The organism is Nonomuraea sp. NPDC049684 (genome assembly GCF_044465345.1).
GTDB lineage: Bacteria > Actinomycetota > Actinomycetes > Streptosporangiales > Streptosporangiaceae > Nonomuraea.
The window spans coordinates 111536-133417 of record NZ_JBITLO010000012.1 but is presented as its reverse complement, the minus strand read 5'-3'; the positions used below and the strand labels follow the sequence as shown (position 1 = coordinate 133417).

The window sequence follows — 21882 nt, the reverse complement described above, 5'->3', positions numbered from 1 at the left end:
GTCAGCAGACCGCGTCCGGCAGGGCGATCGGCACCTGCTGCCGGTCGCCGGGCGTGAAGCGGCGGCCGAACACCTCGCACAGCCGCGCCCGCCAGGTGCCGGGGTCGAGCCGGAGCAGATCGGTGGAGTAGCCGGTGGCGCCGTCGCCGCCCTTGAGGCGCAGCAGCAGCGAGCCGTCGGGCGAGATGTCGAGGAAGTCCTGGGGCTGGCGGAAGGTGTAGCCCTCCGCGTAGGACACCCCGCTCTCGCCGAGCCCGAAGACGCTGATCTCCCGCTCGCGGAACAGGAACAGCCGGCCCGCGTTCCGCGGCATGATCGAGGTCATGCGCTCGCCGCCGCGGATGTTCTCGCCCGACGAGCGCAGCGGGCCGAGCACCTTCCTGAGCGGGTGGGTGAGCCACACCTCGGGCAGCATGCCGTTGCGGAACAGCAGCAGGTGGGTGCCGGTGTGGTCGAAGACGAACCCGCTGACGACGTCGGTGCCCACGGTCAGCCGCCGGTCCTTGACCTCCTCGCCGGTGCGCAGGTCGATCGTGCGCAGGTGGTCGGCGCCCTGCACGGCGACCATCAGGTGGCCGGCGCTCCACGGGCTGACCTGCACCTCCGTGACGACCGCGCCGGGGCCGGCGACGTCGAAGGCGCTCTTGCGGCGGCCCGTGGCGGGCTCCCAGCGCTCCAGGCGGCGGCCGGCGAGGGTGAACAGGTCGCCGTCCTTGAAGAAGCAGGTCAGGTGCGTGCCCTCGGGCGGCCGGGCGGTGGTGACCTCGGTGAGGGGGGACAGCGAGGGCAGCGCGCGGACGGCGACCTTCGCGGGGGCGACAGCGTCGGCGAGCAGGCGTCCCGACTCGTCCACGACGGGGTCGCCGTCGGTGTCGAGGCCCTTCGGGCTCTCGGCGCGGACGACGTCGGCCAGGGTGCGCTGCGGCTCGCCGGTCTCCATGAGGCGCAGCCGGGCCCCGCCGTCGGCCTGGGCGACCATCCGGGCGCCGCCCTGGAGCAGCGCCGGGTTGCCGATGAGCTGCTCGCCGTCGCGCAGCGCGGTCAGCACCAGCGTGTCGGGCGACCTGGTGAGCAGCTCCTGCGCGCCGGGCGCGCCCACCAGCGCGACGGGGGCGGCGCTCGGCTGGGCGTCGATCCAGGCGCGCGACAGGGTGCGGCCGGCGGCCAGGTCGACCAGCTCCCAGCCGGAGGCGCCCTGCTCGGCCACGCGCCTTCCCTCGCGGTCGACGACGAACGCGCCGCACGGGCGTCCGGCCGGGAAGCCGCCCAGCCGCTTCCCGTCGCGCACCGCGAACCCCGTGTACGTGGCGGCGCGGCCGTCGTCGCTGGTCCGGCAGGTCACGGCGGTGGCGCCGTCGCCGGAGACGGCAAGTCCGTCGGCCGGGCCGAGCTCGCGGATGGTCAGCTGCCGCCACACCGGGCTGCCCTTGCTGCTGTACACCTTGGCCACGCCCTTCTCCCGGACGACCAGGGTGGTGGCGTCGGGGCCGAACCGGACCAGGTCGGCGGGCAGGTCGTAGACCCAGGTGCGGGCGGTGCCGGCGGCGCCGAGCGACTGGAGCACGAGCTTCTTCGGGCCCGCGGTGACGATCCAGCCGTCGTCGCCGTCCGCCCTGACGTCGGCGACGGGCTCGTCGGCGGGCAGCGCCGGGGCCGGCCGGTCCTGGCGGGCCAGGACGTGGCCCTGGTCGAGCAGCTCGCCGTCGCGCGGGTCGACGCGGTGCCAGACCATGCCGCCGTCGTCGAGGGCGTAGGCGATCAGGCCGCCGTCGGCGGAGACGGCGGGCCGGCTGGTGCCGCCCCGGTCGGGCAGGTGGGCGGGCCGGTAGCGGCCGTCGGGGCCGCGGGTGAACAGCGTGGCGCGGCCGGAGGCGGAGGTGGTGGTGGCCAGCAGGACGCGGGCGTCGTCGCTGGCGTCGGCGGCGGTGATCGAGCCGAGCGCGCCCGTGGCCACGCCCTTGGTGTACCGGTGTTCGACGTAGCGCTGCAGGAGCTGGACCCTGGCCTCCTGGGTGGGGGCCGCGCGGTAGGCGCCGACGGCGAGCAGCGACGACAGCTCGGGGTCGCGTTCGGCCAGGTCGGCCGAGGCCCCCGCCAGGGCGCGGGAGCGGGACTCGGCGGCCCGCTGCTCGCCGATCCGGCCCTGGTAGAGCGTCCAGGCGACCAGCGAGAGGACCGTCAGCAGCGCCACCCCCGCGCCGGTGATCGCGCCCCGGCGGCGCAGCGTGCGGCGCTGCCGGCGGCGGCGGCCCTGGCGCAGGTAGTCGTGCTCGTCCTCGGTCAGGTCGCCGGGCCGTTCGGCGAGCCAGCGGGCGGCGGCGGCCAGCTCGAGCGGGCCGGGGAGCCGGTCGGGGGCGCGCCCGGCCTGCCGCCAGCGGCCCATGTCCTGGTGGAGCAGGTCGCGCCATTCGAGGAACTGCAGGTCGGCGGCGACGATCCGGGCCAGCCTCGGCCATTCGGTGATCAGCGCCTCGTGGGCCAGCTCGACGGTCTGGCGGCCGTCCTCGCCGGTGTCCATGACGAGCAGCCGTCCGGCGGCCAGCCGGCCGGCCGTCCGCCAGCGCCGCTCCCCCGCCTCCTCGCGGGTGACCCGGCGGCGCAGCGGGGCGTGCGCCCCGGCGGCGACCCGGACGAGCCTGGACAGCAGCTCCTCCCCGGCCGCGGTGTCCTCCTCGGGCACGCACGCCGCCCACACCTGCTCGGCCTGCTCGCCCAGAGCCCCGCGTACGCCGCGGCACGCCTCGTAGGAGGTGTGGGTGATGCGGCCGCCCTCCTGCTCGTGCCAGAGGCGGTCCAGCAGGAAGCCGATGAGCGGCAGGGCGCCGGGCGCGCCGCCGGCGTCGACCAGGATGCGGTCGACCAGGCCGGGGTCGTAGGTCACGGCGGGGACGGCGTCCAGCGGCGCCTCTATGGCCTGCCGGAGCTGGTCGCGGGTCATGGGGGTGAGCCCGTAGGTCTCGCGGCCGAGCGCGCCGCCGAGCGCCGGGTGGGACAGGGCGGCGGGCAGGAAGTCGGCGCGCAGCGTGAACAGCACCCGCACGGCCGGGCAGGCGCGGGCCGCGGCCAGCACCCCGGCCGCGTCGTCCGCCTGCCCGGGGTCGCCAACCAGCAGCTCCTCGGCCTGGTCGACGACGATCAGCAGGCCGGTCGCGCCGGTGTCGCGCAGGACCTGGTCGACGACATCGGGCAGCCGGCCGTTGCGCAGCGGCTCGCGCAGCGCGTCGGCCCTGGCCAGCGCGTCGGCCCCGGTCAGGCCCGGGTGCGACAGGGCGGCCAGTTCGGCGGCGAGCGCGCCGGGCCAGGACCGCACGGCCGAGGGCCGCAGGACGACGACCTGGCAGCCCTGCCGGCGCATGGCGGGCACGACCCCGGCCAGCGCCAGCGAGGACTTGCCGCAGCCGGACGGGCCGGTGAGCGTGAGCTCGGGGTGGGCCTGGAGGAGGCGGGCGATCCGGGCGGTCTCCACGTCGCGGCCGAAGAAGACGGCGGCGTCGCCCTCGCGGAAGGCCGACAGCCCGCGGAACGGCGAGGCCGGCCGTACGGTCGCGGCCAGGGCGGGGACGGCGCGGGTGAGCGAGCGGGTGGGGATCACGAACGCCTGGCGGGGCCCGCCGGGCTGGGCCGCGACCACCATGCCGACGACGTCGCCGAGCTCGGCGTCCCAGACGGGGCTGCCGCTGAAGCCGCTCTCGATCGGCACGCCATGGGGGTCGTCGGGGGCGCACTGGAGCCAGCCCTGCTGGGTGCCGCCGAGCAGCCGCCCGGTGTGCCAGCCGCCGCCATGCAGGCCGGGCGGGAACCCGGCCACGACGACCCGGTGGCCCCACAGGCTGCGCGGCTCGGCCATGCGAAGCGGGCGTCCGCCCGGGGGCGCGGCGTCCAGGCGCAGGACGGCGATGTCGCCCGAGCCGTCGGCGGCGGTGTGGACCCAGTGCTCGACGCGGGCGCGCACGGGGGCGGGGTCGCCGGCGAAGGGCAGCTCGACGGTGACCCAGGCGTCCGGCGGGGGCGGCCCGTCGGCGTGGCCCAGGGCGCCGGAGACGACGTGCGCGCAGGTCAGGGCGCGGTCGGGCGCGATGAGGAAGCCCGCGCCCGCCACGGCCCCCTCGGGGCCGCGCACGCGCAGGACGGCCAGGTTCAGCGCCTCGTCGGGCCCTGCATCCATCACTTACGGTCACCGCCCGTCACTCCAGGTCGTCAGCGGAGCCAGTATGGCCGCTGGACGCGGGCGGTGTTTGCCGTTCCTTGACATGCGAGAAGGGCGTCCCTCGGCGGGAGACGCCCTTCTGCTGTTCGCGCGCGCTACTTCTTGACCGACACCGGAGCCGTGCCGGTGTCCTGCTGACGCCAGGCGCCCGTCTCGAACGCCACCGGAGCAGCCTTCCTGCCCACGCCGTCACCCCACTTGGTGACCACGTACTGGATCTTGATGTGGCCCTCGCCCTTCACCCCGTCCACACCCAGCGTGTCGGGGTTGAAGCGGCCGCCGGTCAGCTCGGCGAACGTCTTGGCGTCCAGGTCCAGCATCACCCCACGACTGGAGGGGTCACCAGGACCACGGTCACCCACGAAGAACGGCAGCTTCTTACCCTGATAGACCACGTAACCCTCGGTCATCAGCGGCCACGACGGCGAAGCCGCCAGACCCTTCTGCATCGGCTTGCCGGCCGCAGGCAGACCCGTGTCACCCGCACGACCGGAGGAGTCGTCCCAGAAATAGGACGCCGTCGTCGAACCGGCCAGCACACCCCGGCCGTTCACATCCGCATCGGCATGCGCCGGATGGGCGGCGGCACCGATCGTCAGCGCCGACAGGGCAGCGGCGGAAAGCATGGCGAAAGAACGCAGGCGAGCAGTCATCAGCAGTCTCCTTGGTGACATCGATCATCAGGGCGGCATGCGCTCGCTTGACTCAGACAAGACATGAAGGCCGTAGCCGGGCACCAACGCCATCGGTCGCTACGTGGAGCGCAAAGGGGGGCGGACCCGGGAAAGGAAGGGTCTCTCACCCGCCGATAGGTACAACACTAACCCAAGAAACGGACAAACGCAAACCTAACACCCCAAAACGGGCAAAGACCTACCGCTGAACCGTAAACCCCGGGCAAGTCACCCCAGCATGGGCAAAAGCCCAGGTCACTGTCGCGGGGTGTCCGTATGCAAACCCCGGGCAACGCGCGGGCATTCCCGCCCCCCGCGGACGCCATGACCTGGGCATGAGCTGCGCGGCGGTCACGGCCTGCGGTAGTCGGCCGCCACCCCCACCAGCGAGATCAGGCCCGCGGCGAACTCCATCGCCTCGGCGTGCCCCTCCTCGAACGGCGGCTGGAAGCCGACGCCCTCCCACGTCCGCGCCGCCGGGTTCCACAGGTCGGCGCCGACCTCGAAGTCCCAGCCGTAGACGCCGTGGTCGTACCAGAGCTCGTCGGCGGAGTTGCCGGCCGCCGAGTAGAGCACGTCGGTCACCGGCCCGGTCTGCTGGGGCCAGATGACCGTGCCGCGCTCGGCGGCGATGGCCTGCTCGATGGTGCGGGCCGAGCGCATGAAGTACGCCTCCTCCTGGGCGCTCGGCCTGGGCAGCGCCACCCGGCCGTCGAGCTTGTACGCCCCGGGCGGCCACATGAAGTAGCCGCCGTAGCTGTGCACGTTCATGGCGAAGCGGATGTTGCGGTACGTCTCGGCCAGCCACATCACGTTGCGGCTCTCCGGCTCCGAGTGCTCGGCCGGACCGGCGTACGTGCCGCTCTGGCAGTTGGCCGAGGCGCCGAAGTAGCCGTCCGACAGGGAGCCGACGGCGTAGTTGCGGTTGACGTCCACGCCCCAGGTGTTGCGCTGCGCCGGGTCGGACTGGGCGGCCGGGCAGTGATTGGTCATGTTCTTCCGCTGGCCGTTGAAGTCGTAGAAGCTGTAGTTCGCGCCGTCGGGGTTGACGGTGGGGACGATGAAGATGTCGGTGCGCTGCAGCAGCCTGCGGGTGGCGGGGTCGCGGGCGTAGTTGCGCAGCAGCCGCTCGGCGGCCTCCACGGTGACCAGCGGCGCCACCCATTCCCTGGCGTGCTCCTGGGCGTAGGCCAGCACGCCGGTGCGCGAGCCGTCACGGTGGACGCCGACGCGCAGCGCCAGCACCCGCATGGGCTTGCGGGAGACGTCGGCGGGCGCCTTGAGCGAGTCGGTGAGCCGGGTGGCGGGGGCCGCGGCCATGACGCCGGCGCCGGGGTCGGTGCGGTAGGCGGCGGCCTTCAGCCCGGCGCCCGCGGTGGCGTTGATCGCGGCGACGACCTGGGCTGCGGTGCTGACCGGCGTGCCGGAGCCGTCGGTGGCCAGGCTCACCGTGACCTGCTTGCCGGCCACGCTCACCTGGAGCGGCCGGTCCGGCGCGCCGGGGGCGGCCAGCTCGACGGACAGGTCGTTGCCGCCCTCGGAGCCGTAGGCGTCGGAGGTGACCACGATCGCGGCGCCGGGCGGCGTGCCGATCAGCGCCTGGGCGCGGCGGCGGTAGCCGTTGGTGAGGTTGGGCAGCGGGATGACGTCGGTGAGCGACGGGTAACGCCGGTGCAGCGCCTGGATCCGCTCGTTGAGCTGGGCGGGCGGCATGTACTGGCTGACGAAGTCCGTCTGGTAGCCCGGCGCCCGGCGGTCGGGGCGCTCCCCGCCGGGCCATTCCCGGACGCGGGCCTCGGCCTTGCCGCCGGTCGCCGAGGTGACCGTGACGCGCTGCGGCTCGGCCGGCACCGGGGCCGGCGTGCTGAACTGGTGGCCCAGGTAGGCGCCGGCGTCGACGTACGGGACCATCGCGACCTGGCCGGTGGCGCCGCGTCGGCCCGTCCAGGTGGCGGTGAGGGCGGCGCTCTCGCCCGCGCTGCTGCCGGCCTCGACCGACAGGAAGTACCCGTCCCGCGACCTGTACCAGACGGCCCGTTCGATGACGATCTGGTCCTGCGCGGCGGTGGCGGACGGCGCCTGCCGGGCGGCGGGCGGCGTGCCGGCGGCCAGGCCCACGCCGATCGCCCTCAGCTCGGCGAGCTTGCCGGCCGTGACCACGGCGTCCACCTGGACGCTGCCGTCGGCCTGCGGACGCACCCGCTCGGTCAGGTCCGCGCCGGAGGCGACCAGCCGCTCCATCGCGGCCCTGTCGGGCACGGAGAGCGTGACCAGCGACGCCGGCTCGGGATCGGCCGGCCCCGCCACCGCCGGCAGCGACGACGGCCCGGAGGCGAGGAACGTCGAGGCGACGATCATCAGGATGACTGCGGACGCCCTCAAGCCACGCATCGGCTCCTCCAGGATCACCGGTATCCCGATCATTGAAAGCCGACTTGACCCAACCGGCAAGACCCAGTTTCACCTTTCTGTGGAGGCGGCGACGTCCCGAATCGCCGTGACGATCAGGTCGGGCTGCCGGTACTGGATGTAGTGCTCGGAGGTGCCGGCCACCACCACCCGCCCGCGCGTGGACCGGGCGGCCACCCGCCGGGCCTGGTCCAGGGCGCCGCGCGGCCCGCCGGACGGGATGACGACCACGACCGGCGGGCCGCCCGCCTCCTGCGCCGTCCCGGCGACCTCCGCCGCGCTGTCCAGCGAGGCCCACGCCTCGGCCCTGGCCGCGGCCATGCTGCCCGGCCCGTAGACGACGGGGGCGGCGGCGCGGGCCGCCGGGGTGGCGTCGCCGGGCACCAGGAGACCGCCGGCCAGCCGGAGCAGACCGATCCTGGCCAGCGCCTGGTTGACGGTGAGCTGGGCGGCCATCAGCGGCCGGGACACCCGCATGGCCGCCACCGCCTCCTCGTCGGTGGCGTCGATCAGCACCAGGCCCGCCGTCACGTCGGGGTACCGCGCGGCGAACAGGCGGACGATCTGGCCGCCGTAGGAGTGCCCGGCCAGGACGTACGGGCCGGGCTCGCCCGCGGCGGCGAGCAGCGCGCGCAGCTCCCCCGCCGCCCGGCCCGCCGTGCGCGGCCCAGGCCCCTCCTCGCTCCAGGCGTAGCCGGCCCGGTCGTAGGAGCACACGCGCAGCCCGGACGACAGCCGCCGCTGGACCTCCTCCCAGCTCGCGCTGGACTCGACCAGGCCCGCCTCCAGCACCACCACCGGGCCGCCGGAACCCGTGCAGCGCAGGTGCAGGCGGTGGCCGCCGACGTCCACCAGGCGGCCCGGGGGCGGGTGGCGGGTGGCGTCGCCGCGCCGGGCGGCCGTCTCGTAGCCGAGCCCCGCGCAGGCTGCCACCAGCACCAGCGACGCGCACCAGGCGGCCAGCCGCCGCACTCTCGTCATGCCGTCGAATCTAGGGACCCGGCCGCCCGGTTTCCTCGTCCTGGCGGGCGAACGCGGGATGGGAGCGGGGTACCGGAAGGCGGTCCTTCAGCGGGAGGAGGCCGCCCGGCAGGCAAGCTGGAGGGCCAGGCGCTGCCGCGGGTCGGCGAGGTCGGCCTGGAGCAGGGTCTCGATGCGCCGCACGTTCCTGCTGACGGCGTTGCGGTGCAGGTGCAGCTCCTCGGCGGCGCGGGCGGGCGAGCCGTTGTGGTCGAGGTAGGCGCGCAGGATGGCCAGCAGGTGGGCGGCCCGCTCGCCGCCGAGGTCGAGGATCGGCTGCAGCAGCTCCCTGACGGCGTGCTGGGCGGCGTCGGAGGCGTACCACTCCTCCAGCATGCGGTCGAGGCCGGCCAGGTCGTAGGTGGCCAGCGGCAGGGTGCTGCGGCGCAGGGCCGTACGCGCCTCGGAGGCGGAGGTGCGCAGGCCGAGCAGGCCCTGGTGGGCGGTGCTGACCCCGCAACGCAGCTCGGCGCCCGCCGGGCGGACCCGTTCCAGCAGGCGGGCGGCGTCGCGCACGGCCTCGCGCAGGCCCGCCCTGCCCTGGTCGCGCCGCTGGCTGCGGACCACGACGAGCGCGTCGCCGGCGAGCGCGGCGTTCCAGGCGGCGCCACTCAGCTCGCGGGCCGCGCGCACGGCCCGCGAGGCGGCGGTCTCCAGCAGGGCGTAGCGTTCCTGGCCGCCGTCGGCCGCGCCGTCGGCGGCGGCGTCCTGGGTCTTGGCGGGGTCCTTCGCGGGTTCCAGGCGCAGGACGACGTGCCAGTCGTCGATCGGCAGGCCGAGGGCCCTGGCGCGGGGGGCCAGCTCCTGGGCCTGGTTCTCGGGGGCGACCAGCAGCTCGGTGAGGAGCTGGGCGCGGGACCGTCCGGGCAGCTCGTCGGAGGGGCCAGCGGCGGCGGCCAGGGCGGCGACCCTGAGCACGATCCCGGCGGCCAGGTCGAAGTGCGTGCCGGCGGGCCCGCCGTCCTGGACGGTGAACGCGCCGCCGTCGGCCCGGACGGGACGGCCCAGCGCGGCGCCGGCCGCCTCGGCGATGCGCTCGGGGACGCCGCCCGCCGCCGTCACGGCCTCGGCGGCGCGCGCCGTACGGACCAGCGCCTCGGCGGCGTCGCCCGCGATGGCCCGGTCGATGGCCACCACCAGCTCCGCCAGGTCCCCGCCGGCCGCCAGCAGCGCGACCCCGCCCCGCTCGGCCAGCGCGGCGGCGCTCCGGTCGACCGCGGCCTCCAGGGCCTCCAGTGCCGGCCCGGACTCCGCGGTGAGCACGAGCGCCACGGCGCCGGCCGCGGCGGCGTCGCGCAGCGCGACGTCGAGCCGGTAGCCGGCCGCCTGCCGCGCGGCCGCGCCGGTCAGGACCAGCACCGACCCCGGCGGCTGGCCCGCGATCCCGCCCAGGTCCTCCACCAGGCGCACGCCCGAGGCCGCCGCCGGCACCGCCGGCCCGGCCAGCCGGCGTACGGCGGGACGCAGCTCTTCCAGCAGAAACATGCCATCAGTGTGCCATCGGCACACGAAGCCCGGCAAAAAGGTGCGGCGGGAACATCCCTCTCGACCTGCGGCTTCGTAACCTCGACAGCATGGACATCGACACCGGGCTGCTGCCCGCCTTCGCCCGCGGCTGCGCCGTGCTGGGCTCGGGCGGCGGCGGTCCCGTGACCATCGCCCGCGCCGCGGCGCTGCAGGCGCTGGAGGACCACGGGCCGGTACGCGTCGTGCAGCCCGCCGAGCTGGACCCCGAGCTGCTGGTCATGCCCGTGGGCACCGCGGGCTCCTCGGCCGTCATGTCCGAGCGCGTCGGCGGCACCGACGAGCCCGTCTACCTGCGCGACAAGATCGAGGAGCTGTACGGCGCGCCCGTCGGCGCGGTGCTGGCCAGCGAGATCGGCGGCGCGAACGGCTGCCTGGCGGTGGCCTGGGCGGCCCGCGTCGGCCTGCCGCTGGTGGACGCCGACGGCATGAGCCGCGCCTTCCCCCGCATGGACCAGACGGTGATGCAGCTGCGCGGCATCGCGCCCACCCCGGCCGTGCTGTGCGACGAGCGCGGCCGGACCGTCGTCGTCGACCGGGTGACCGGCGGCTGGCTGGAACGGCTGGTACGGGCGTCGCTGGAGGCGTTCGGCGGCCAGGTCGCGACCAGCGAGTACATCATGCGCGGCGACCAGGTGGCCGGCGCCACCGCGCTCGGGTCGGTCACCCGCGCCGTGCGCCTCGGGACGCGGCTGCCCGACCCGCTGGTCACCGGCAAGGTCGCGGAGACGTCCGGGTCGATCCTGGTCGAAGGGCTCGGGTACGACCAGGGGCGGCTGGTCCGCGTCCAGGCGGGCAGCGAGTTCCTGGCCGTCGTCGAGGACGGCGTGCCGCTGGCCGTGGTGCCCGACGTGATCGCGATGCTGGACACGCGTACGGGCGAGGTCGTGCAGGCCGAGCAGGTCCGGTACGGGCTGCGGGTCAGCCTGGTGCGCGTCCCCTGCGACCCGGTCTGGCACACCCCGGAGGGGCTGCGGCTGGCCGGGCCCGCCGCGTTCGGTCTCACGGGCCTTCCCGCCCCTCCCCCACCGCAGGCGCCCCCTGCCCCCGCGACGCCGGGAACCCCGGCGGGCACGGCCTTCAGCCCCTCCCCCACCGAATCCACGGGGTCCACGGGGTCCATCGGGTCCACCGAGTCCACCGCATCCACCCGGCCTTCCGGGCCCGCCGGGCGGGAGGCGGGGGCGTGAGGGCCGGGGTGGACGTCGGGCCGACCAACACCGACGCGGCCGTCGTCGCCGACGACGGCCGGGTGCTGGCCACCGTCAAGATCGCGTCGATCCCCGGCGACCCGGTGGCCGGCGTGCGCGCCGCGCTGGAACGCCTGCCGATGGACGGCGAGCCGGCCCAGGTCGCCGTCGGCCTGCGGGGCGCCGCCACCGCCGTGACCAGGCGGTCCGGGCTGCGCAAGGTGGCCGTGCTGCGCATCGCGGGCGTGTCGGCGACCGCGGTGCGCCCGCTGTCCGGCTGGCCGCCCGACCTGCGCGCCGCGGTGAACGCCGGCACCGCCGTCGTGGACGGCGGCGGCGGACTCGACCGCGAGGACCGCACGCCTCTCGACCGCGACGCCGTGGCCCGCTTCGCCGCGGGCGTGGCCGGCACCGCGCAGGCCGTCGCCGTCGCGGGCCTGTTCTCGCCCCTGGACGGCGAGCAGGAGCGCGAGGCGGCCGAGATCGTCCGGGCGGAGCTGGGCGAGGGCGTGCCGATCGCGCTGTCGGCCGATCTCGGCTCGCTCGGCCTGCTGGAACGCGAGAACGCGACCGTGCTGGACGCCGCCCTGTCGGGGTTCGCGGGCGCGGTCTCCGGCGGGCTGGCCACCGCGCTGTCCGGCCTGTGCCCGGGGGCGGCGGTGTTCGTGACGCGCGGCGACGGCACGCTGATGAGCCTGGAGCACCTGGCCCGCCATCCCGGCCTCAGCCTGGGCAGCGGCCCGGCGAGCGTGCTGCGCGGCGCCGGCGCGCTGACCGGGCTCGGTGACGCGGTGGTCGCCGACGTGGGCGCCACCCGCGTCCGCGTCGGCGTGCTGGCCGGCGGGTATCCGGAGGAGGCCGTGGGCGGCGCGGACATCGGCGGCGTGCCCGTCGGGCTGCGCATCCCCGGGCTGATCAGGGTGCCGCGGCCGGTCGATCCGACCGAGCTGGCCGAGGCCGTGGACCGGCTGCAGCCGGGCGCCGGGCTGCTGCCGCTCGTGGTCGTGGGCGGCGGGGAGCACGCCGTGCCGGAGGGGCTGCATCCCGAGCACGGGCCGGCGGCCGGCGCCATCGGCGCGGCGGTCAGCCCGGTCGGCGGCCAGTACGAGCGCATCGTCCGCCTGCCCGACCGCTCGGAGCTGGCGGCGGCGCTCGAACCCGTCGCGGAGGAGGCCAGGGCGGCGGCCGTGCGCGCCGGGGCCGATCCGCGGCGGGTGCGGGTCATCGGCGTGGAGGAGATCCCGCTCGCCTACCTGCCCGGCCCGTTCGTCCGGCTGCGCGCCCGCGCCGCCGGGCCGCCCTCCCTCCTGTGACCCCCCGCCCTGAGGCCAGCCTCGTGACCAGCCCTGAGATCAGACCCGTGACCAGCCCCGTGACCAGCCCTGAGATCAGACCCGTGACCAGCCCCGTGACCAGCTCTGACCGCCTGCTCGTGAGCCCCCGCTCGTGAGCCCCCGCCACGACCCCCCGACGCGAAGGAAGACCACCATGACCGACTCCGACTACCCGCTGGAGCGGGTGCCGCAGGCCGCCCGCTACTCCTGGTTCAACGTGGCCGTGCAGCGGTTCGGCCAGCTCTCCGACCTGACGCAGTTCCTGCTGGGCGCCACGCTCGGCGCCGGGCTGTCGTTCTGGGGGGCGTTCTGGGCGTTCACGCTCGGCTCGGTGATCCTGGAGGTGGTGTGCATCTTCGTCGGCATCGCCGGGATGCGCGAGGGCCTGTCCACCTCCATGCTGGCCCGCTGGACGGGCTTCGGCCGGTACGGCTCCACGATCATCGGCGTGATCATCGCCCTGAGCCTGTTCGGCTGGTTCGGCGTGCAGACCGCGGTCTTCGCCTCGGGCCTGCACTCGATCATGTCCTGGCTGCCGCTCTGGGTGTGGGCCATGATCGCGGGCATCGGCGTGACGCTGCTGGTCATCCGGGGGTTCAAGGCGATGGGGATGACGGCGTTCATCACCGTGCCGGCGTTCCTGGGCCTGGCCGGCTGGGCGATGTGGGTGGAAATTTCGCGACATGACCTGGGGTCGCTGGTGGCCTCGCCGCCGTTCGGCGAGCCGATCAGCATCGCGACCGGCGCCACCATCGTGGCCGGCTCCTACATCATCGGCGCGGTGACCACGCCCGACATGACCAGGTTCAACCGCAACACCGGCGACGTCGTCAAGCAGACCCTCGTCGGCATCTCCCTCGGCGAGTACGTGCTCGGCCTGGCCGGCGTGCTGCTGGCCTACGCGGTCAAGTCCTCGGACGTCATCGCGATCATCACGGCCTCCTCCGGCGTGATCGGCGTCATCGTCCTCATCTCGGCCACCGTGAAGATCAACAACTGGAACCTGTACTCCGCCGCGCTCGGCCTGCTCAACGCCGTGGAGTCGACGATCGGCGTGCGGCTGAACCGGGTCGCCGTCACCGTGGGCATCGGCGTGCTGGGCAGCGTGCTGGCCGCCGCCGGGATCCTGGAGCGCTTCACCGACTTCCTGCTGATCCTCGGCGTCATCACGCCGCCGGTGGCCGGGATCATGGTCGCCGAGTACTTCATCGTGCGGCGCTGGCGTCCGGTGCTGGACGCCTCCCGCGCCACCGGCACGCTGCCCGAGACCGAGCCGACGTGGGTGCCCGCCACGCTGGTCATCTGGGCCGCCGCCGCGCTGGTCGGCTGGCTCAGCGACCACTACCAGTGGATCGGCATCCCCGCCCTGAACTCCCTGATCCTCGCGGGCCTCGGCTACGTCGTCGCGGGCCGGCTCGGCCTGGTCCGCGGCACCCGCGAGGTCCCCGTCGAGCGGCCCGCGCTCACCGTCTGAGAGTCGCGCGGCCCGCGCTCACCGTCTGAGAAGAGAGTCCTCCTTCATGCGTATCGGCATCGACGTGGGCGGCACCAACACCGACGCCGCCCTCATCGGCGACGACGGCCAGGTGCTGGCCACCGTCAAGTCCCCCACCACCGCGGACGTCACGGGCGGCGTCGCCGCGGCCCTGGCCGGCCTGGGCGCCACCCGGGTGTCCGCGGTGATGATCGGCACCACCCACTTCGTCAACGCCCTGGTGGAGGCCGCCCGGCTGGAGCCCGTCGCGGCCGTCCGGCTCGGCCTGCCCGCCACCGCCGCGCTGCCGCCGCTGGTGGACTGGCCCGACCGCCTGCGCCGGGCGGTCGAGGGCGCGGTCTACCTGTGCCACGGCGGCTGCGAGTACGACGGCGCCCCCGTCTCCCCCCTCGACCCGGACGAGCTGCGCGGCGTCGCCGCCGACATCAGGCGGCGCGGCCTGCGCACGGTCGCGATCTCCTCGGTGTTCTCCCCGGTCAGCGACGCCCACGAGCGCGAGGCCGCGCGGATCCTGGCCGCCGAGCTGGGCCCCGAGGTGCACCTGTCGCTGTCCTGCGAGATCGGCCGGGTCGGCCTGCTGGCCAGGGAGAACGCCACGATCGTGAACGCCGCCCTGCGCCCGCTGGCCGGCCGGACCGTGGCCGCCTTCGGCGAGGCGCTGCGGGTGGCCGGGATCGAGGCGCCGCTGTTCCTGTCCCAGAACGACGGCACCCTCATGGACGTGGACCAGGCCCGCCGCTACCCGGTGGCCACCTTCGCGTCGGGGCCGACGAACTCGATGCGCGGCGCGGCGTACCTGTCGGGGCTGACCGACTGCGCGGTGGTGGACATCGGCGGCACCACGTCCGACGTGGGCATCCTGGTCGGCGGGTTCCCGCGCGAGGCCGCAGGGGAGGCGCTGGTCGCCGAGGTGCGCACCAACTTCCGCATCCCCGACGTGCTGTCGATCGGCATCGGCGGCGGCTCCCTGGTCGCCGAGGACGGCACCACCGGCCCGCGCAGCGTCGGCTACCGGCTGACCGAGGAGGCGCTGGTGTTCGGCGGCGGCACGCTGACCGCCACCGACCTGGCCGTGGCCGCCGGGCTGGCCGACATCGGCGACCGCGACAGGGTCGCGCACGTCGACCCGCAGCGCCCGCTCAAGCTCATCGCCGAGCGCGTCTCGGAGGCGGTCGACCGCATGCGCACCTCGTCCGCGCCGCTGCCCGTCGTGCTGGTCGGCGGCGGCAGCGTGCTCATCCAGGAGCTGCCCGGCTTCGACGACGTGCGCCGCCCGGCGCACTTCGAGGTGGCCAACGCGGTCGGCGCGGCCATCGCCCAGGTCGGCGGCGAGGTGGACCGGGTCTTCTCCGGCCCGCGCGAGCGCATCCTGGAGGAGGCCAAGAGCGAGGCGATCATCCGCGCCGAGCGCGGCGGCGCCCGCGCGGGCAGCGTGCGGATCGTGGACGTGGAGGAGCTGCCGCTCGCCTACCTGCCCGGCGACGCCACCCGGATCAGGGTGAAGGCCGTCGGCGACCTGGACCTGGAGAAGATCGATGCGTGAGATCGGAATCGACCGGCTGGACGACATGGCGCGCGGCGCCGGGATCCTCGGCACCGGCGGCGGCGGCGACCCGTACGTGGGCAAGCTGCTGGCCCGCGAGGCCATCCGCAGGCACGGTCCGGTGCCGCTGGTGGCCATCGACGAGGTGCCCGCGGACGCGACCGTCGTGGCCGTCTCGGGCATGGGGGCGCCGACCGTGCTGCTGGAGAAGCTGCCGGCGGGCACCGAGGAGCTGACCGCGCTGCGCGCCCTGGAGGCGGTGCTCGGCCGTCCGGCCACGCACATCGTGCCCATCGAGGTCGGCGGGGTGAACTCGATGATCCCGATCGCCGCCGCCGCCCAGGCGGGCCTGCCGATCGTGGACGGCGACGCGATGGGCCGCGCCTTCCCCGAGGCGCAGATGGTGCTGCCGACGCTGATCGGCGTGCCGAACACGCCGATGGCGCTGGCCGACGACAAGGGCAACACGCTGGTGCTGGAGACGGTGTCCAACGTGTGGGCCGAGCGCCTGGCCAGGGCGGCGTGCGTGCAGATGGGCTGCCAGGTCTCCTGCGCCGACACCGTCATGCGCGGCGACCAGCTGCGCGACGGTCTCGTGCCGGCCACGCTGACGCTGGCCGAGGACCTGGGCCGGGCCGTGCGGCTGGCCCGCGCCGGGCACGCCGACCCGGTGGCGGCGGCCCTGGACGTGCTGGGCGGCCTGAAGCTGTTCACCGGCAAGGTGGTGGACGTCGAGCGCCGCACCACCGGCGGCTTCGCCCGCGGCCAGGCCCGCCTGGAGGGCACCGGCACGCTGGAGCTCAGCTTCCAGAACGAGCACCTGCTGGCCCGCCGGGACGGCGAGATCGTGGCCACCACGCCCGACCTGATCTGCGTGCTGGACACCGACTCGGGCGAGCCGGTCACCACCGAGGCCATGCGCTACGGCCTGCGCGTCACGGTCATCGGCGTGCCGTGCGACCCGCGCTGGGCCTCGCCGGGCGGGCTGGAGCTGGCCGGGCCGCGGTACTTCGGCTACGACTGCGACTACCGGCCGCTGGCCACGACCCCGGCGTAGACCCAGCGTCCGGCGAGCCGGACGAACCTGCTGTGCTCGTCGAGCACGCCCGGCACCCGCCGGTTGACGAAGTGGGCGCGGAACCGCACGGTGCCCTCGGTGTGGACGGGGCTGCCGCCGGTGCTCTCCAGCACCTCCAGCTCCGTCCACGCGACCTTCCTGTCGAGGTCGAGGCGGGCGGGGCGGTCGGCGGGATGCCAGGTGGCCATGAGGTAGGCCTCGTCGCCCACGGCGAACGCGCTGAACCTGGACCGCATGAGCGACTCCGCGGTGGGGGCCGACCCCTCACCGCGGTGGTATCTCCCGCAGCAGTCCGCGTAGGACGCGGGCAGACCGCAGGGGCATGGACGAGGAGGCATGCCCCCCATTGTGCCGCCCCGATGCCGGTCCCGTGCCGCCCTTGCGGCCCCCGGGGGTGCACGCTGTGGGGTCAGAGGCGGGCGGCCAGCGCGGTCAGGGTCGCCCCGAGCGGGGCGTCGAGCAGGAGCGCGGCGTCGGCGTCGGCGCCGGTCGGGCCCTGGTTGACGATGGCGACGGGCAGCCCCAGCTCGGCGGCCCTGGTGACGAAGCGCAGCCCCGACCTGATCGCCAGCGACGACCCCAGCACGAGCAGCGAGCGCGCCCCGCCCACGAGCGCGAAGCACTCCGCCACCCGATCCCTCGGCACGTTCTCGCCGAAGAAGATCACGTCAGGTTTGAGCAGGCCGCCGCAGGAGCGGCAGTCGACCACCTGGAACCCGGCGACCTGGGCGTCGGTGAGGGCGGCGTCGCCGTCGGGGTTGACGCGGCCCTCGGCGGCCCAGCGCGGGTTGGCCGCGCTGAGGCGGCGCTCCAGCTCGGCGCGCGGGGTGCGTTCGCGGCACGACAGGCACACGACGCGGTCGAGGCCGCCGTGCAGCTCGATCACCCGGCGCGCCCCGGCGGCCTGGTGGAGGCCGTCGACGTTCTGGGTGACGATGCCGGCCAGCAGGCCGCGCCGCTCCAGCTCGGCCACCGCGCGGTGGCCGGCGTTGGGTGCGGCCCGGCCGATCTGCCGCCAGCCGACGTGGCTGCGCGCCCAGTAGCGCCGCCGCGCCTCGGCGCTGCCGGTGAAGCGCTGGTACGTCATCGGCTCGGCGCGCCGGGCCCGCCCGGTCGGGCCCCGGTAGTCGGGAATGCCCGACTCGGTGGACAGCCCGGCCCCGCTGAGCACCACGACACCGCCCCCGGCCACCAGCTCGGCCAGCCGGGCGACGCCGGACACACCGGCCAGAACGGCCGCAGTCTCTCCCACACCCTCCATCATGCCCGCTCAGAGGCAGTGGCCGAGCTCGCCGAGGCCGCCCGCTCAGAGGTGGTGACGCAGCTCGGCCAGGTGGGGCCGCTCAGAGGTAGTTGCTGAGCTCGACCAGGTTCCCGTCGGGGTCCCGCAGGTAGACGCTCCTGATGGGGCCGAGCGCTCCGGTCCGCTCCACCTGGCCCTCCTCGATCCCGACGCCGTGGCGGGCCAGCTCGTCCATGACCGTCTCGACGGGGTCGGCGGTGATCAGGCACAGGTCGGCGCTGCCCGGCACGGGCCGGGCCGCCTTCGGCTCGAACTCGCGTCCCGCCTGGTGCAGGTTGATCTTGCTCTGCCCGAACGCCAGCGCCCGCCGCCCCTCGCCGAACGTCACCGCCTCCATCCCCAGCACCGTGGTGTAGAAGCGCACCGCGGCCTCGACGTCGGCGACGGTCAGCACCAGGTGGTCCAGGCGGTCGATCCTCATGTGGTCCCTCGTTCCTCGATCGGTTCTGCGTTCCATATTCTGCGCATCTCGGGACACGTCCCCAGCAGCTCCCCCAGCGGCCCGCGGCCCGCGACGCGGCCGCGGTCGAGGACGACCACCTGGTCGGCGCGTTCGAGCGCGGCCCGGCGGGAGGAGACCACCAGCAGCGTGGCGGGGCCGTGCCGGGCGACGCGCTCCCACAGCAGGTTCTCGGTCCCGACGTCCAGGGCGGACGACACGTCGTCCACGACGAGCAGGTCCGGGGCGCGGACCAGGGCGCGGGCGGCGGTGGCGCGCTGCACCTGGCCGCCCGACAGGCGCACGCCCCGGGGGCCGACGACGGTCTCCAGGCCGTCCGGCATGGCGGCCAGGTCGTCCTCGAAGGCGGCCAGCTCCAGGGCGCGGGCCAGGTCGGCGTCGTCCGCGGGCAGGCCGAGGAGCAGGTTCTCGCGCAGGGTCTCGGAGAACAGGCGCGGGATCTGGCTCGCGTACGCCGCCCGTCCCGGCACGAGGAACGCGCCGGGGTCGGTCACCGGGCGGCCGTTCCAGGTGATCGTCCCGGCGTCCAGGGGCAGCAGGCCGAGCAGGGCGCGCACGAGCGTGGTCTTGCCCGCGCCGACGGCCCCGGTGACGACGGTGAACGTGCCGCGCCGCAGCGTCAGGTCCACGTCGTGCAGCCCGCGCCCACCGGGGTGCCGCACGCTCAGCCCGCGCGCTTCCAGCACCTCCAGCGCCGTCGGCCCGGCCGCCCCCTCGCCGCGCCGCGACGGCTCAGCCGGAGGGGGGAGGCGGGGAGCGGGGCTCGCGGGCGCCCCTTCCGCAGGCGCGAGCGGGGCGGGGTGGACGCGGGTCAGGTCGGAGGTGCCCTGGTGGGGGGCGAGCAGGGCGGTCAGGCGTCCGGCGGAGACGTCCGCTCGGGGCAGGCGGTACAGGACGGAGCCGACGGTGCGCGGCAGCGCGGTCAGCCAGCCGACGTAGCTGGTGAACAGCGCGAGGTCGCCCACGGTGAACTCGCCGCGCCGCATCGCCCCGGCGGCCAGCAGCAGCACGACGCCGACGCCCAGCTCGACCGTGGTGCCTGTGGCGGCCTCCAGCAGGTCGGTGGCCAGGCGGCTGCGTACGGCGGCGTCCCGGCGGCGGGCGTTGAGCGCGCGCAGGCGGTCCAGCGCGGCCCGCTCGGCCCCAGCCGTCTTCAGCACCAGCACGCCGCCGAACAGCTCGCCGACGAAGGCCGTCACGCCCGCGCCCAGCTCCCTGGCCCGCTGGTGCCGCCGTCTGACCACCCGTCCCATGAGCCTGCTCAGCACGCCGATCGCGAGCATCGGCACGACCAGCGTCACCGTGACGACGGGGTCGATCGAGACCATGACCGCCAGCGCCGCCCCGCCGAACAGCACGCCTCCGGCCAGGGGGACCGACTCGTCGGCGAGCTCGACCAGCTCGGCCACGTCGTCGCGCAGCCGGGCCAGCGACTCGCCCGGGGAGCGCGGCAGCCGGGCGGCCACCGGGCCGCGCGCGGTCAGCACCGAGCCCAGCACGTTGGCGCGCAGCAGCGTGGCCGCCGCGTCCCACCAGCAGGAGCCGTAGGACCAGGCGAACAGCAGGACGATCCCGCGGACCAGCTCGACGCCCGCGAACGCCGCGCACAGCCACAACGACTGCCGCAACGTCGCCGGGCTGTGCCCGCTGATCTGGTCGAAGAGCTGCCGCAGCACGAGACCGCCGCCGAGCGGCAGCACGTGGACCGGCAGCCACAGCAGGATCTGCAGCACGTACAGGCGCACGTCGAAGCCGATCAGGCGGCCCGCCACGCCCAGGGCCCGGCGGGCGCTCACCGGCTCACCCCCGCGGCGTCCAGGAGCCGGCCGAACCTGCTGGCGGGGTCGGCGGCCAGGTCGGCGCGGCGGCCGTACTCGACGAGCTTGCCGCGTTCCAGCACGGCGATCTTGTCCACGTGCGCCAGCGAGGAGAGCCGGTGCGCGATGAGCACGCCGGTCCGCCCGTCCAGCAGCCGCCGTACGCCGTCCTCGACGTGCCGTTCTGTGGCCGGGTCGAGCCTGCTGGACGCCTCGTCCAGGATCACCAGGCCGGGGTCGGCCAGGAAGGCCCGCGCGAAGGCGAGCAACTGGGCCTCCCCCGCCGACAGGCCGCCCGGCTCGCCGTCGAGCCCGCCGGGCAGCGCGGCCAGCCGGCCCCCGAGCCCCACCCCGTCCAGCGCCTCCAGCAGGCGGGCGTCGTCGTGGGCGGAGGTCAGGGCGCCGAACAGGGTGAGGTTGTCGCGGACGCTGCCGTCGAACAGCCGGACGTCCTGGGTGACCACGCCGACCCGGCGGCGCAGCGACTCGGGGTCGCACTCGCGCAGGTCGAGGCCGCCGATCTCGACCGTGCCGCCGGTCGGGTCGTACAGGCGCAGCAGCAGCTTGGCGAGGGTGGTCTTGCCGCTGCCGGTGCGTCCCACCAGGCCCAGGCGTTCGCCGGGGGCCAGGGTGAGGGTGATGCCCGACAGCGCGCTCTCGCCGTCGTCGGGGTAGGCGAAGCTCACGTCGTCCAGGCGCAGGCCGAGCGCGCCCGAGGCGGGCAGCGGCCGGGGCGCGGCGTGGACGGGCAGCGCGGGCCGCTCGGCCAGCAGGGAGCCGATGCGGGCGAACCCGGCCAGCGCCCCCTGGAACTGCCTGAGCTGGTCGATCAGCCGCTCGAACGGCGTGCGGATCATCAGGGTGTACTGGAAGAGCAGCACGGCGGTGCCGACCGTGAGCGCCCCGGCGTCCAGCAGCCAGGCGGCCAGGGCGAGCATCAGCGCGGTCCCGGCCGCGAACGCCACGTTGGTGGCCGCGAGCAGGCCGCCCGCGATGCGCGAGCCGTGCCACTCGGCGCGGAACCAGGCCCCGGCGACCTGGTGGAAGCGGCCGAGCGCGTGCCGGCCCGCGCCGTTGGCCCGCAGGTCCTCGGCCCCGGCCAGCCGCTCTTCGAGGTGGCCGTAGAGCGCGGCGCTCGCCTCCCGCGACCGGGTCGCCGACGGCACGGCGAGCCGCTGCGCGCCCGCCATGGCGAGGCCGGTCAGCAGGCAGTAGGCCAGGAGCGCCGCGCCCAGCCGCCAGTCGACGGCGAGCACGACGGCGAGCACGCCGGCCAGCAGCAGCAGCCCGGCCACGACGTCGAGCACGAAGGCCACGACGAAGTCGGCCACGGCCGCCACGTCGCCGTCGACGCGTTCGATCAGCTCGCCGGGCGAGTGGCGGGCGTGGAAGGCCAGGTCGAGGCCGAGCGCGTGCCCGGCCAGGTGTTCGCGCAGGCGGTTGGTGCCGTCCCAGGCCAGGCGGCCGGCGAGCCAGGCGGCGGCCATGCGGGCCGCCTGACCGGCGGCGGCCAGGCCGAGATATCCGAGCGCGATGACGATCAGGTGGCGCAGCCCGGCGCCGGCGACGGCGTCGTCGACGAAGCGGCGGGTGACGTGCGGCGCGGCCAGCGGCAGCGCGGTGGCCGCGGCGGTGGCGGCGCCCAGCGCGAGCGCGGCGCGCGGGGCCGGCCGCAGGTGGCGCAGGGCCTGCCGGGCGGGGCTAGTTACATGCGGACGTGTCCTGGTGAGCGGGGATCTCAAGAAGCGTCATGCCCTCTGGATAGGTGGGTGTCCTGTGCTGGGAGGTCATGGACGCTGTCCTCATCGATCCGCTCCTTCGTCCGGCG

The 21882-nt window shown here is 75.5% G+C and carries 15 protein-coding genes; 5 read left to right on the top strand and 10 right to left on the bottom strand.

What is annotated here, in order from left to right; all coding sequences use genetic code 11:
- Position 1: 1 nt before the first annotated feature.
- The 5 genes from ACIBST_RS32805 to ACIBST_RS32785 all read right to left on the bottom strand — a co-directional run bounded on the left by ACIBST_RS32805 (position 2) and on the right by ACIBST_RS32785 (position 9795).
- The gene (locus ACIBST_RS32805) at positions 2-4165 is read right to left on the bottom strand and encodes a trypsin-like peptidase domain-containing protein (protein WP_397177563.1); all 4164 of its coding nucleotides are present in this window, start codon (positions 4163-4165) and stop codon (positions 2-4) included.
- Between the two features lie 137 nt (positions 4166-4302).
- Entirely contained in the window at positions 4303-4860 is a 558-nt protein-coding gene (locus ACIBST_RS32800; RefSeq protein ID WP_397177287.1) for a hypothetical protein, read from the bottom strand.
- Positions 4861-5232: 372 nt separating this feature from the next.
- Complete coding sequence (locus ACIBST_RS32795; RefSeq protein ID WP_397177285.1) at positions 5233-7263, bottom strand: M14 family zinc carboxypeptidase; 2031 nt, start codon at positions 7261-7263, stop codon at positions 5233-5235.
- A gap of 78 nt (positions 7264-7341) precedes the next feature.
- Positions 7342-8271, bottom strand: coding sequence for an alpha/beta fold hydrolase (locus tag ACIBST_RS32790; RefSeq protein ID WP_397177283.1), 930 nt, complete (start codon positions 8269-8271; stop codon positions 7342-7344).
- An 87-nt stretch (positions 8272-8358) separates the two neighbouring features.
- Positions 8359-9795 carry a PucR family transcriptional regulator gene (locus ACIBST_RS32785; RefSeq protein WP_397177282.1) on the bottom strand — a complete coding sequence of 479 codons (1437 nt, stop codon included), beginning with the start codon at positions 9793-9795 and terminating at the stop codon, positions 8359-8361.
- 89 nt (positions 9796-9884) lie between these two features.
- Here ACIBST_RS32785 and ACIBST_RS32780 point away from each other — a divergent pair, with 89 nt between their 5' ends.
- The 5 genes from ACIBST_RS32780 (at position 9885) to ACIBST_RS32760 (ending at position 16453) form a co-directional block, all read left to right on the top strand.
- Entirely contained in the window at positions 9885-11024 is a 1140-nt protein-coding gene (locus tag ACIBST_RS32780; RefSeq protein ID WP_397177280.1) for a DUF917 domain-containing protein, read from the top strand.
- The gene (locus ACIBST_RS32775; protein ID WP_397177278.1) at positions 11021-12337 is read left to right on the top strand and encodes a hydantoinase/oxoprolinase N-terminal domain-containing protein; all 1317 of its coding nucleotides are present in this window, start codon (positions 11021-11023) and stop codon (positions 12335-12337) included. Before ACIBST_RS32780 ends, ACIBST_RS32775 begins: the two co-directional genes overlap by 4 nt.
- A gap of 175 nt (positions 12338-12512) precedes the next feature.
- Entirely contained in the window at positions 12513-13832 is a 1320-nt protein-coding gene (locus tag ACIBST_RS32770; RefSeq protein WP_397177276.1) for a purine-cytosine permease family protein, read from the top strand.
- Positions 13833-13878: 46 nt separating this feature from the next.
- Complete coding sequence (locus ACIBST_RS32765) at positions 13879-15396, top strand: hydantoinase/oxoprolinase N-terminal domain-containing protein (protein WP_397177275.1); 1518 nt, start codon at positions 13879-13881, stop codon at positions 15394-15396.
- Positions 15389-16453, top strand: a complete 1065-nt coding sequence (locus ACIBST_RS32760; protein WP_397177273.1) for a DUF917 domain-containing protein — start codon at positions 15389-15391, stop codon at positions 16451-16453. The genes ACIBST_RS32765 and ACIBST_RS32760 overlap by 8 nt, the downstream gene beginning before the upstream one ends.
- Here ACIBST_RS32760 and ACIBST_RS32755 read toward each other — a convergent pair.
- The 5 genes from ACIBST_RS32755 to ACIBST_RS32735 form a co-directional block, all read right to left on the bottom strand.
- Complete coding sequence (locus tag ACIBST_RS32755) at positions 16423-16710, bottom strand: YchJ family protein (RefSeq protein ID WP_397177272.1); 288 nt, start codon at positions 16708-16710, stop codon at positions 16423-16425. The two genes, ACIBST_RS32760 and ACIBST_RS32755, sit on opposite strands and share 31 nt — an antisense overlap.
- A 173-nt stretch (positions 16711-16883) precedes the next feature.
- Positions 16884-17735: an NAD-dependent protein deacetylase gene (locus ACIBST_RS32750; RefSeq protein ID WP_397177562.1), complete on the bottom strand. Its 852-nt coding sequence runs from the start codon at positions 17733-17735 to the stop codon at positions 16884-16886.
- A gap of 82 nt (positions 17736-17817) precedes the next feature.
- Positions 17818-18198 (bottom strand): VOC family protein, encoded by a 381-nt coding sequence (locus tag ACIBST_RS32745; RefSeq protein WP_397177270.1) that lies wholly within the window; start codon positions 18196-18198, stop codon positions 17818-17820.
- A complete protein-coding gene (locus ACIBST_RS32740; RefSeq protein WP_397177268.1) occupies positions 18195-20033 on the bottom strand; it encodes an ABC transporter ATP-binding protein in 1839 nt (612 codons plus the stop codon). Before ACIBST_RS32740 ends, ACIBST_RS32745 begins: the two co-directional genes overlap by 4 nt.
- Positions 20030-21796: an ABC transporter ATP-binding protein gene (locus tag ACIBST_RS32735; protein WP_397177266.1), complete on the bottom strand. Its 1767-nt coding sequence runs from the start codon at positions 21794-21796 to the stop codon at positions 20030-20032. Before ACIBST_RS32735 ends, ACIBST_RS32740 begins: the two co-directional genes overlap by 4 nt.
- Positions 21797-21882 lie beyond the last annotated feature (86 nt).

Coding starts and splice junctions, on each gene's coding strand:
- ACIBST_RS32800 (WP_397177287.1), bottom strand. CDS start 4,860: ATGACTGCTCGCCTGCGTTCTTTCGCCATGCTTTCCGCCGCTGCCCTG.
- ACIBST_RS32805 (WP_397177563.1), bottom strand. CDS start 4,165: ATGGATGCAGGGCCCGACGAGGCGCTGAACCTGGCCGTCCTGCGCGTG.
- ACIBST_RS32755 (WP_397177272.1), bottom strand. CDS start 16,710: ATGCGGTCCAGGTTCAGCGCGTTCGCCGTGGGCGACGAGGCCTACCTC.
- ACIBST_RS32745 (WP_397177270.1), bottom strand. CDS start 18,198: ATGAGGATCGACCGCCTGGACCACCTGGTGCTGACCGTCGCCGACGTC.
- ACIBST_RS32750 (WP_397177562.1), bottom strand. CDS start 17,735: ATGGAGGGTGTGGGAGAGACTGCGGCCGTTCTGGCCGGTGTGTCCGGC.
- ACIBST_RS32765 (WP_397177275.1), top strand. CDS start 13,879: ATGCGTATCGGCATCGACGTGGGCGGCACCAACACCGACGCCGCCCTC.
- ACIBST_RS32770 (WP_397177276.1), top strand. CDS start 12,513: ATGACCGACTCCGACTACCCGCTGGAGCGGGTGCCGCAGGCCGCCCGC.
- ACIBST_RS32790 (WP_397177283.1), bottom strand. CDS start 8,271: ATGACGAGAGTGCGGCGGCTGGCCGCCTGGTGCGCGTCGCTGGTGCTG.
- ACIBST_RS32760 (WP_397177273.1), top strand. CDS start 15,389: ATGCGTGAGATCGGAATCGACCGGCTGGACGACATGGCGCGCGGCGCC.
- ACIBST_RS32780 (WP_397177280.1), top strand. CDS start 9,885: ATGGACATCGACACCGGGCTGCTGCCCGCCTTCGCCCGCGGCTGCGCC.
- ACIBST_RS32785 (WP_397177282.1), bottom strand. CDS start 9,795: ATGTTTCTGCTGGAAGAGCTGCGTCCCGCCGTACGCCGGCTGGCCGGG.